The sequence below is a fragment of the Peribacillus sp. NPDC060253 genome (assembly GCF_042727425.1).
Lineage (GTDB): Bacteria > Bacillota > Bacilli > Bacillales > DSM-1321 > Peribacillus.
This window is the reverse complement of the sequence record NZ_JBHXAS010000238.1, coordinates 1-2,811: the sequence shown is the minus strand read 5'-3', so window position 1 is coordinate 2,811 and position 2,811 is coordinate 1. Positions and strand designations below refer to the sequence as shown.

The window sequence follows — 2,811 nt, the reverse complement described above, 5'->3', positions numbered from 1 at the left end:
TGTGAAAATACACCTGCTGCGAGGCCATATGGGGTATCATTGGCAAGCTGGATGGCTTCCGCTTCATCTTTAAACTTTTGTACAGTCAGTACTGGGCCAAATATTTCTTCCTGAACAATTCTCATGTCCGGTTTGGTATCAACAAATATTGTCGGCTCAACAAAATAGCCCTTATCAAGCCCGTTGCTTGTGATACGCTTGCCGCCGCAAGCTAATGTCGCCCCTTCTCCTATGCCAAGTTGAATATATTGGAGTACCTCATTCATATGTGCTTCACTGACAAGGGCACCCATTTGTGTAGACGGTTGATCACCAGGGCCGACCCGGATCTTTTTCGCTTTCTCTATCAGTCTATCGACAAACTTGTCGTGAATGCTCTCTTCAAGCAGCAAACGCGATCCTGCATTACAAACTTGGCCAGTGTTTACAAAAATTCCATATAAAGCATAATCCACGGCTGTCTCAAAGTCTGCGTCGGCAAAAACGATGTTAGGTGACTTGCCGCCTAATTCAAGTGCAATGTTTTTAATATTTCCAGATGCTTTTTGCATGACGTTTCTTCCTGTTGACGTGCTGCCAGTAAACGAAACCATATCGACTTTATCACTTTCCGCTAGTTCATTTCCTACTGTTCCCCCACCACCCATAACTAGATTTGCAACGCCATCTGGTATGCCTACTTCTTTGATAATCTCGAACAATTTAGTGGTGGTAACCGGAGTTATCCCGGCTGGTTTAAACACAACTGTATTTCCTGCAGCAAGGGCAGGGGCTATTTTCCAAGCCCCCGTCAGTAAAGGGAAATTCCACGGAGCGATCAGTCCACATACCCCTACCGGCTCTCGAACAACCATGGCCTGTACAGGACCGGAAACTGGATACGTTTGGCCGTCCGGTTTAGTGACTAAACCGGCATAATAACGAAAACAATCCGCTGCATCCGCAATGTCAAACTCTGCTTCTTTCAGAGGTTTTCCGGTATTGGCTGTTTCAAGTTGGCTAAGCTCAGATGCCTGTTCTTCAATTTTCTCAGCTATTTTAAATAAATAGGAAGCCCGTTCCGAAGCCGGCAGGTCTGACCAAATCCCGGAATCAAATGCGGTTCGTGCCGCATCAATGGCCATCCGGGCATCTTCTGCATTTCCGTTGGGAGCCTCCGCAATGATCTTGCCGTTTGCCGGGTTAACAACATTACTCTTTTGTTTACACAAAGAATCCATCCACTCACCGTTTATAAACATTTTCAGATTCAACAATTTGAAAATACCTCCTGTTCGTTATTCTTACTTTTTAGCAATATCAGATCCATAAAAGGCTAATAATGTACCCGCAGCATGTGTAGGCATACGCATGTTGCGGGTACACCATGGCGACCGCCCATTTAAAACTCCCATCAAGCCGGTCGCCGATTAAACAATTAAAGATCAACATTAATCTAGTTAAATTATTAAATTAATGTTGTGTTTTTCGCCTCATAAGTTTTTTGAAATAATTCCAAATAATCTGCAGGTGTTACTTTTCGTGAATTAGACTGTGTACATAAATGAACTGATGCCCCTTCAGCGAGGAATGGGAAATCTTCGGGATTGACATTACTTAAATCTCGAAAATCAGGAATGCCAATTTTACGTGCAAGCTCTTTTAACAATATAACACCATCATAAGCAGCTTCTTCTATTGTTTTCCCTTCTTTATTTGCTCCAAGTTTTTCAGCTACAATTGCATGCTTTTCCGGATTTGAAGGAATATTAAATTCAAACACATGTGGTAGAAAGATAGAATTTGCTACCCCATGTGGAGTATCGTAAAGACCGCCGAGTGGTTCAGCCATAGCATGTACAGCACCAAGATCCGCGTTATCAAATGCCATACCTGCAATTAAACTGGCTACAAGCATATTTTTCCTTGCCTCTAAGTCGTTCCCATTTTCTACAGCTAACGGAAGATACTTAGCAATTAATTCAATTGCATAAAGGCTGAGAGCATCGGAAATGGGTTCAGCAATATTGCTGGTATAAGCTTCGATAGCATGTGTAAGTGCATCCATTCCGGTAGCAGCGGTAATAGATTTAGGCAGAGTTAGAGTTAATTCAGGATCCAAAATTGCTAGTTTTGGAGCCAATTTAATGTCAAGTATAGCTTCTTTCTGTTTTGTCACTGTATCTGTAATGACAGAACCTGTTGTAACCTCACTTCCAGTACCTGAAGTTGTAGGGATACAAATAAGTGGAGTTATTTCTCGCTCTAGTAAATTTACACCATAACGATCTCTAAGCTCTCCTCCATGGGTTAAAAGTGTACCAATTGCTTTTGCTGTATCCATTGAACTTCCGCCGCCAAGACCTATCAAAAGATCTATTTCCTCGTCTTTAAATTGTTGATAGGCTCTTTGGCAATCTACATCTTTTGGATTAGGAGTAATTTCATCAAAAACAATATAATTGACACCTTCTTGGTCTAACGAATCGGTAACCTTTTGTAAAATTCCAGTTTGCGCCAGTCCTTTATCGGTAATAAGAAGTGCCTTTTTCCCTCCTAGCTCTTTTGCTCTTTTCCCAATATTTTTAACTTTTCCGTTCCCAAACTCTATAGAAGTAGGAAGATTGAAATTAAAATCCCAGATCATCATTAATATCCCCTTTCAATTTTTCAACATGTGTAGTAGTACAGTGACTCACTCTCTTTTACTCTTTTTCTCTTTTATCTCAACTTCTCCATTTTTAATGATCAAACCACTTGGTTGGCTCCACTTCTAAATTAATGTTGATTTGTTTTACCTCACTAAACTCATCTAAACCAAAAGTTCCTAAT

Annotated in this window: 2 protein-coding genes; both read right to left on the bottom strand. The window is 41.0% G+C overall.

The features are described 5' to 3' along the window. Positions 1 to 1,256 (bottom strand): aldehyde dehydrogenase family protein (locus ACFWE9_RS26505; protein WP_377359621.1); only part of this gene is annotated, 1,256 nt, incomplete at its 3' end. A 191-nt stretch (positions 1,257 to 1,447) separates the two neighbouring features. Then, positions 1,448 to 2,629: an iron-containing alcohol dehydrogenase gene (locus tag ACFWE9_RS26500; protein WP_377359619.1), complete on the bottom strand. Its 1,182-nt coding sequence runs from the start codon at positions 2,627 to 2,629 to the stop codon at positions 1,448 to 1,450. Positions 2,630 to 2,811 lie beyond the last annotated feature (182 nt).

Coding starts and splice junctions, on each gene's coding strand:
- ACFWE9_RS26500 (WP_377359619.1), bottom strand. CDS start 2,629: ATGATGATCTGGGATTTTAATTTCAATCTTCCTACTTCTATAGAGTTT.